The sequence below is a fragment of the Pseudomonas sp. NFACC08-1 genome (assembly GCF_900106735.1).
GTDB classification, from domain to species: Bacteria; Pseudomonadota; Gammaproteobacteria; order Pseudomonadales; family Pseudomonadaceae; genus Aquipseudomonas; species Aquipseudomonas fluorescens_Q.
This window is the reverse complement of sequence record NZ_FNNL01000016.1, coordinates 128203-135622: the sequence shown is the minus strand read 5'-3', so window position 1 is coordinate 135622 and position 7420 is coordinate 128203. Positions and strand designations below refer to the sequence as shown.

Here is a 7420-nt window from a genome sequence, read left to right as displayed (position 1 = left end):
CTGGTCAGCGCCTACCGCTACGACAGCCAGCACCGCCTGATCGGCGTCACCACGGCCGATGGGCGTGAAACCTCCTACCGCTACGACGCCTTTGGCCGACGCATCAGCAAGACCGTGGACGGCCTGACCACGGAATTTTTCTGGCAGGGCGACCAGGTCGTCGCCGAAAACAGCCCGCGCCACCACCGCAGCTACGTCTACGAACCCGGCTCCTTCCGCCCGCTGGTGATGCTCGACGGCGAAGGCCCCGACGCCCGCCCGTTCTACTACCACCTCGACCACCTGGGCACCCCCCAGGAACTGACCAACCCCGCCGGCCAGATCGTCTGGTCGGCGCGCTACAACGGCTACGGCCAACTCACCGAACTCCAGCACGGCGGCGGCGAACAACTGGAACAACCGCTGCGCTTCCAGGGCCAATATTTCGACCCGGAAAGCGGCCTGCACTACAACCGGCACCGCTACTACAATCCCGGAACCGGCCGCTATTTGACGCCTGACCCGAGCAAGTTGGCGGGTGGGCTCAATGGGTATCGCTACACGGTGAACCCGACGGGGTGGGTGGATCCGTTGGGGTTGGCGTGCAAGTGCCCGGGTGATATCGAGGCTGATGGGCCGTTCAGCGAGATTGTGCCGGGGGGAGGGTTGGCTGCGCATGAGGCTCGGGGTGGGCATCTGATGAAAAAGCATATAGGTCGTTCTGAAGCTCAATTAAGAAAACGCCTTGATTCAGAGCCTCATGTGCCTACCGCATCGACATTTCCTGATAGAGCAACGGCGGAGTCAAAGGTCTCCAGTGTATTGAGAATGAAAGAAACGGAAATTGATGAGTTCCTAAACAAAAAATTGGAAAATAAACTCTTGTTGCAGCAGTCCTTTCCTTCTCCGGCTGGAGTCGGTGTTATACGGAAAAGTGGGAAGCTAGAGCCTCTATCAGTGGTGACTTTGGTGCTAAAAAAGTCCAAGGAATCACCTGTTGGATATAACTTGCTTACGGGGTATGTTGAAAAAAATGAGAAATAAATATCCAGGTCTTTTTCAGTTTTTGGGTTGTTATTTTCACCAGGACTGGATGTGTGAGTCACCAGAGCCCGATGGGATGATAAGACTTTTTGTATCAGACTCGGTGCCGGAAACTATTGATGCGGTGAAGCAAGAAATTATGAAATTATTGGCAGCGGATATTAGTGAAGAAGAGCTTCGGGGGATTCTTATGGACGAGATGCCTTGTAACTATTGTTATTGGCTGGACTGGGACTCTGGTACGACCTGGTTGAATCACATTATTGAGATTCTTAGTGACGATGGCCCAGATACTGCTGGGCTCTAATGTGTTTTGAAATATATTCGGCTATGTTCTGATTTTGCCGGCACTCGGGCCGTTAAGGTCAATGGATACCAGTGTGGGAGCGAGCCTGCTCGCGATAGCGGAGTGTCAGTCACATCAATGGCGGCTGATCCACCGCCATCGCGAGCAAGCTCGCTCCCACAGATTTATCGGTGAGCTGTAGGTCGCGGCTTCGCACCCAGCCATTAAAAAAACCACCCCTTTGGCACCGATAACATCGTTTCTCGGCCGCGCGGCTTTTCCCTATATTGGCCCTCAGATCCGGTGGATGGCTCAACGTCCACCCCCTCAGTGTGAGTAGCCTCAATGAACAATAAACCTGACAGCACAGGGCTTGATAATGCGGGAGCAGGAACCCGGGCGGTTTGGGGTGGGGAGCAGGTCAGGCACCCCTACAACGCCACGCAAACCCCCATCGTGGCCAGCGCCGCGTACGGTTACGACGACATCGACGTCTGGTACGACGTCGCCTTGGGCAAGGCCCCCGGTTTTATCTACAGCCGCATGAGCAACCCGACCGTCGAGACCCTCGAAGCCAAGATTCGCGAACTGGAAATGGCCGAGTCCGCCGTGGCCTTCAGCAGCGGCATGGCGGCGATCAGCAGCGTGCTCTACACCTTCCTGGCCCATGGCGATCGCGTGGTGTCGACCAAGGACAGTTACGGCGGCACCAACAAGATCTTCGAAGAGTTCCTGCCGCGCACCGGCGTGACGGTGACCTTGTGCGAGACCTTCGATCACGACGATCTGGAGCGTGAAATCGCCAAGGGTTGCCAGGTGCTCTACCTGGAAACCCCCACCAACCCCACCCTGAAAATCCTCGACATCCCGCGCCTGGTGGCAGCGGCCAAGCGTGTCGGTGCGGTGGTCGTGGCCGATAACACCTTCGCCACGCCGCTGAACCAGAGCCCACTGGCCTTGGGGGTGGACGTGGTGATTCATAGCGCGACCAAGTTTCTCAGCGGCCATGGCGACGTGCTCGGTGGCCTGGTGTGTGGCAGCGAAGCCTTGATGGCCCAGGTGCGGCATTATCGGGAAATCAACGGCGCGAGCCTTGACCCGTTCTCGGCCTACCTGATCATCCGTGGCATGAAGACCCTGGCACTGCGCATGCGCCAGCAGCAACACAGCGCCCGGGCCCTGGCCGAATTTCTCTGCACCGAACCGTTGGTGGAGGCGGTGAATTATCCCGGCTTGCCCAGCCACCCGAACCACGCCGTGGCTTGCGCGCAGATGTCCGGTTTCGGCGCCATCGTCAGTTTTGTCCTGGTCGGTGGCATGGACACGGTCAAATTGCTGCTGCCACGCCTGCGCTTCGCCCATTGCGCGGGCAACCTGGGCGCGGTGGAAACCATCTACGGTCCGGCCCGTACCACCAGCCATGTCGAGAACACCTTGGAAGAACGCCTGGCCCTGGGCATCTCCGAAGGCTTGGTGCGGGTTTCGGTCGGCATCGAAGACACGGACGATCTATTGGACGATCTGAAACAGGCCTTCGCCTTCGTCAAAAAGACCCTCACCCCGCAACTCAATGAAGCCCCTATCGAGACCGCAAGCTGAAGTTTGAAAGTTGGTACCCCGCCACAAGGCTGTGAGTGGGGCGTTCATGAATAGGAATAATAATAAAGCTTAGTGGCGATGCACTTTTACTCTGCCCAATAACTTGTCGCGGACGTTAATGCGCGCCCTAACAACTTTCATGAGAACAACCATGTCCATAAAAGAACAACAACTTAATACGCGTGCCGGTTTTAAACAGGAAATGCAGACGCGCCATATTGTCATGTTGGCATTAGGCGGCGTCATCGGTACCGGGCTGTTTCTCACGTCCGGGTATACCGTCAACCAGGCCGGCCCCATGGGCGCGGTGATCGCCTACATCATTGGCGCGCTGATGGTCTACATGGTGATGATGTGCCTGGGCGAACTGGCGGTGCAGATGCCGGAAACCGGTTCGTTCAGCACCTACGCCACACGGTTTCTAGGCCCGGGCACCGGTTACACCGTGGCCTGGTTGTATTGGCTGACGTGGACGGTGGCCATCGGTTCCGAGTTCACCGCGGCCGGCATCCTCATGTCGCGCTGGTTTCCCGACACACCGGTGTGGATCTGGAGCGCGCTGTTCGCCGGCGTGGTGTTCCTCTCCAACGTGATTTCGGTGCGTTTGTTCGCCGAGACCGAGTTCTGGTTGTCGTTGATCAAAGTGTTGACCGTGGTGGTGTTCCTGCTGATTGGCGGTGGCGCGATTCTTGGCCTGTTGAACATCGACCAGGCCCACAGCATCGGCTTGAGCAACTTCACCCGCGAAGGACTTTTTCCTACCGGTTTCATGCCGATTGCGATGACGCTGCTGGCGGTGTCCTTCGCGTTCTCCGGCACTGAGCTGATTGGCATCGCCGCCGGTGAAACCAAGGACCCGCAACGCAATGTACCGCGGGCCATCCGCACCACGGTGCTGCGCCTGGCGGTGTTTTTCGTCGGGACCATTTTTGTCCTGGCGACCTTGTTGCCCCGCGAGCAAGCCGGTCTGGTCGAAAGCCCCTTCGTCACAGTGTTCACCTACATCGGCATTCCGTACTCGGCCGACATCATGAACTTCGTGATCATCAGCGCCCTGTTGTCGGCGGCCAACTCCGGGTTGTACGCCGCTTCGCGGATGCTCTGGACCCTCAGCGACCAAGGCCACCTGCCCAAGCAGTTCTCGGCCCTGACCCGCATGGGCACGCCGCTCAACGCGATCATCGTCAGCATGGCCGGCGGCGCCGCTTCGTTGCTCAGCAGCGTGTTTGCCGCCGACACCATCTACCTGGCGCTGGTGTCGATTTCCGGCCTGGCCGTGGTGGTGGTGTGGATGAGCATCGCCGCGAGCCAGATCGCTTTCCGTCGTCACTATGTGGCCAACGGCGGCGACATTCGCAATCTCAAGTTCCGGGTTCGCGGCTATCCGTGGGTGCCGCTGGGGGCGCTGGTGTGCTGCAGCCTGGCGTGCATCGGGATCGCCTTCGACCCTGAACAACGGGTGGCGCTGTACTTCGGCTTGCCGTTCATCGCCTGGTGTTACTTCGTGTATTACATTACCCGCAAAAGCCGCGAGCGACGCTTGTCGGTTGCCCTCGTGGCACAACCGTCCGACGCGTTCTAAGGCGCGTCGACGGGTCGGGCAAACGTGCCCGGTGCGTGGGGGTCAACGAGGTCCAGATCATGAAGCAAAAAACGTTGCCCCCGTTGAACTGGCTGCGGGCATTCGAAGTGTCGGCGCGCTGCCTGAACTTCACCCACGCCGCCGACGAACTGTTTTTGACCCAGGGCGCGGTCAGCCAGCAGATCCGCCAATTGGAAAGTCACCTTGGGGTGGCGCTGTTCAAGCGCTTGCCCCGTGGCCTGGGCCTGACCGAAGAGGGCCAGGCCTACCTGCCGGTGGTGCAGGACGCGATCACGCGATTGGCGGTGGGCACCAACGAGATCTTTGGCCAGCACAAGCGCCGGCCAATCAAGGTGCGCGGCAGCCTGGCGTTTTTCGTGCACTGGCTGGCGCCGAAACTGGTGGATTTTCGCCAGGTGCATCCGCACGTCGACATCCGCTACATCAGCAACATCTGGGTCAAGGAACTGGACGGCGAGGACGACATGGAAATTCGCTGGGGCCACGGTCAATGGCCTGGCCTGGTGTCGCAACGCCTGACCTGGGACACCTTGTTCCCGGTGTGTTCGCCAGCCTTGATGACGACGCTGAAGGTGCCGGCGGACGTGGCCAAGCATCCATTGCTGCACGTGCTGGGCTACGAAGAGGGTTGGGGTTACTGGCTGAAAATGGTCGGTGCCGACTCGGTGGATTCCTCGACCGGCATGCAGTTCGACACGCTGGTCTGCACCTTGCGCATGGCTGAACTGGGGCAGGGCATCGCCCTGGCGCGGTCGTCGATGGTGAGTGACATGCTCGGCGACGGACGTCTGGTCGAACCCTTCGCCCAGCGCATCGAGGCCAGCGAATCGTTTTACCTGGTGCGCAGTTCCGGGGCCGAGCAACACCCGGACGCGGCGCGGTTTTCCACCTGGCTGGTGGAGCAGGCGCATCGTTTCAAGTGAGCCGTTTCAAGTGAATATCCGGAGTTGACCATGCGCTATGTGAGTACCCGAAATTCAGCCGTGCAGGTCGATTTCGAAAAAGTTGTGCTGTCGGCCATCGCCGAGGATGGCGGGCTGTTCGTCCCCGTCGAACTGCCGCAGTTCGAACCCCAGGACATCGCCAACTGGTCGACACTGTCCTATGACGAACTGGCCTATCGGGTGATGCGTCCGTTCGTGGGCGAGGCGATCCCCGAGGCCGACTTCAAGCGGGTGCTCAAGGAGGCCGGCAGCCAGTTCAGCCATCGCTCCCTGGCGCCGTTGCATCAGGTGGATCGCAATGAATGGGTCCTGGAATTGTTCCATGGGCCGACCCGCTCCTCGAAGGATTTCGCCGCGCAATTGCAGGCGCGGCTGGTGCAGTACTTTTTGCGCAAACGCGGGCGCCGTGCCGTGGTGGTCGGTGTCACCAACGGCGACACCGGCCTGGCCGCCATCGAGGCTTTCAAACACTGCGACGAGACCGATGTGGTGGTGATTTATCCCGAGGCCGGTGTACCGCAAGACCAGCTTCAAGACCTGCAAGCGACGGCCCATCCTCGGGTCCATCAAGTGGCCGTCGATGGCAGTTTTGATGACTGCCAGACCCTGGTCACTCAACTGTTCCGACAGCACGAGGCGATCAGTTTCAACTCCAGTAACTGGGTCAGCGTCATGGCGCAGTTGGTGTTTTATTTCCATGCCGTGTTGCAACTGGGCGGCGGCCAGCGGCCCATCGGTTTCAGCGTGCCGGCGGCAAGCTTTGCCGAAGTCTATGCCGGCTACATCGCGCAGAAGATGGGCTTGCCCATCACGCAGATGATTGTTGCGACCAATCAGAATGACGCGCTGCATCAGTTCTTTTTGAAGAACCATTACTCACGATTGCGCGCCAGCAAGACCCTGTCGCCGGCCATGGATTTGTCGATTTTTTCCAACCTGGAGCGGTTTCTCTGGGAGCTCTATGGGCACGACGACCAGGCCGTGAGCGCACTGATGCACACCTTCGAAACCCACGGCGAAATGACCATCGCCAACGAGTTCTGGTTGCAGGCGCGGATGATCATCGACTCGTACGCGGTCAGCGATGAACAGACGCTGGAGGAAATTACCTCGCTGCATCGCGACACTGGCTACGTCATCGACCCCCACACCGCCACCGGCGTGCTCGCGGCGCGCTTGTACCGGCGCAGCCTGGTGGCGCCGATGGTGACCTTGGGCGAGATCTCCCCGGCCAAATCGGCGGTGTTGCTCGGCGAGTTGGGGATCCACATCGCGGCGCGACAACGCCCGGTTTCCGAGCATGGCCCGGCGCAGATTCATCGCCTCCAGCCGGACGACCTCGGTGCCCTCCATCAACTGCTCGGCGCCCTGTAACCGGAGGCCCCATGAAGCGAATTCTCGACCCCCTCGACGAACGCATCATCGCCGAACTGCGCCTCAACGCCCGCGCCGCCCACGCCGAACTGGCAGCCAAGGTCAACCTGTCGCGCAACGCCGTGCGCCAACGCATCGAACGCCTCGAACGCGACGGCGCGATCCAGGGCTACACCGTGCGCACCGGGGAGGGCGCGCACGCGTCGTCGAACATCAACGCGGTGATCTTCGTCTACCGCTACGACCGCATGCGCGGTGCCGAGGTGTTGCAAGCGTTGCAGGCCATGCCGGAAGTGCTGCAGTGCGATGTGATGAGTGGCGAGTTCGATTTGATGCTGCGGGTGGGCGCGGCGAACCCGGAACGGGTGCATAAAGTGTGGAAAGAGATCTCGGCGTTGCCGGGGGTGGAGAACACCGTGACGTCGTTTGTGTTGTCGTCGGTGGTCTAGGCGCGCTATCCGCTGCTGATGCCCGCAGACGCCCCAGCCACCACAACCCCCGTGGCGAGGGAGCTTGCTCCCGCTGGGCTGCGAAGCAGCCCCAACCCGATTGACCGCAATCCACCTGACCCACCGCGCTGGCCAATTCCAG

At 60.1% G+C, this 7420-nt stretch carries 7 protein-coding genes; all 7 read left to right on the top strand.

Annotated features, from left to right (window positions below):
* Positions 1–1023, top strand: a 1023-nt coding sequence (locus BLU76_RS26305; RefSeq protein WP_139211675.1) for an RHS repeat-associated core domain-containing protein, incomplete at its 5' end; no start/stop codon positions are given.
* Positions 1013–1330, top strand: a complete 318-nt coding sequence (locus BLU76_RS26300) for a contact-dependent growth inhibition system immunity protein (protein ID WP_170867325.1) — start codon at positions 1013–1015, stop codon at positions 1328–1330. The genes BLU76_RS26305 and BLU76_RS26300, both read left to right, overlap by 11 nt.
* Before the next feature lie 324 nt (positions 1331–1654).
* Positions 1655–2908 carry a cystathionine gamma-synthase family protein gene (locus BLU76_RS26295; RefSeq protein ID WP_092150581.1) on the top strand — a complete coding sequence of 418 codons (1254 nt, stop codon included), beginning with the start codon at positions 1655–1657 and terminating at the stop codon, positions 2906–2908.
* A gap of 151 nt (positions 2909–3059) precedes the next feature.
* Positions 3060–4490, top strand: coding sequence for an amino acid permease (locus BLU76_RS26290; RefSeq protein WP_092225050.1), 1431 nt, complete (start codon positions 3060–3062; stop codon positions 4488–4490).
* A 59-nt stretch (positions 4491–4549) separates the two neighbouring features.
* Entirely contained in the window at positions 4550–5434 is an 885-nt protein-coding gene (locus BLU76_RS26285) for a LysR substrate-binding domain-containing protein (protein ID WP_063324199.1), read from the top strand.
* 30 nt (positions 5435–5464) lie between these two features.
* Positions 5465–6829, top strand: coding sequence for a threonine synthase (thrC, locus tag BLU76_RS26280; RefSeq protein WP_092225048.1), 1365 nt, complete (start codon positions 5465–5467; stop codon positions 6827–6829).
* Positions 6830–6840: 11 nt separating this feature from the next.
* A complete protein-coding gene (locus tag BLU76_RS26275) occupies positions 6841–7278 on the top strand; it encodes an Lrp/AsnC family transcriptional regulator (protein WP_003205952.1) in 438 nt (145 codons plus the stop codon).
* Positions 7279–7420 lie beyond the last annotated feature (142 nt).

Bases quoted from the DNA above. Each gene is read 5' to 3' on its own strand.
- thrC (WP_092225048.1), top strand. From the start codon at position 5,465: ATGCGCTATGTGAGTACCCGAAATTCAGCCGTGCAGGTCGATTTCGAA.
- BLU76_RS26300 (WP_170867325.1), top strand. From the start codon at position 1,013: ATGAGAAATAAATATCCAGGTCTTTTTCAGTTTTTGGGTTGTTATTTT.
- BLU76_RS26275 (WP_003205952.1), top strand. From the start codon at position 6,841: ATGAAGCGAATTCTCGACCCCCTCGACGAACGCATCATCGCCGAACTG.
- BLU76_RS26290 (WP_092225050.1), top strand. From the start codon at position 3,060: ATGTCCATAAAAGAACAACAACTTAATACGCGTGCCGGTTTTAAACAG.
- BLU76_RS26295 (WP_092150581.1), top strand. From the start codon at position 1,655: ATGAACAATAAACCTGACAGCACAGGGCTTGATAATGCGGGAGCAGGA.
- BLU76_RS26285 (WP_063324199.1), top strand. From the start codon at position 4,550: ATGAAGCAAAAAACGTTGCCCCCGTTGAACTGGCTGCGGGCATTCGAA.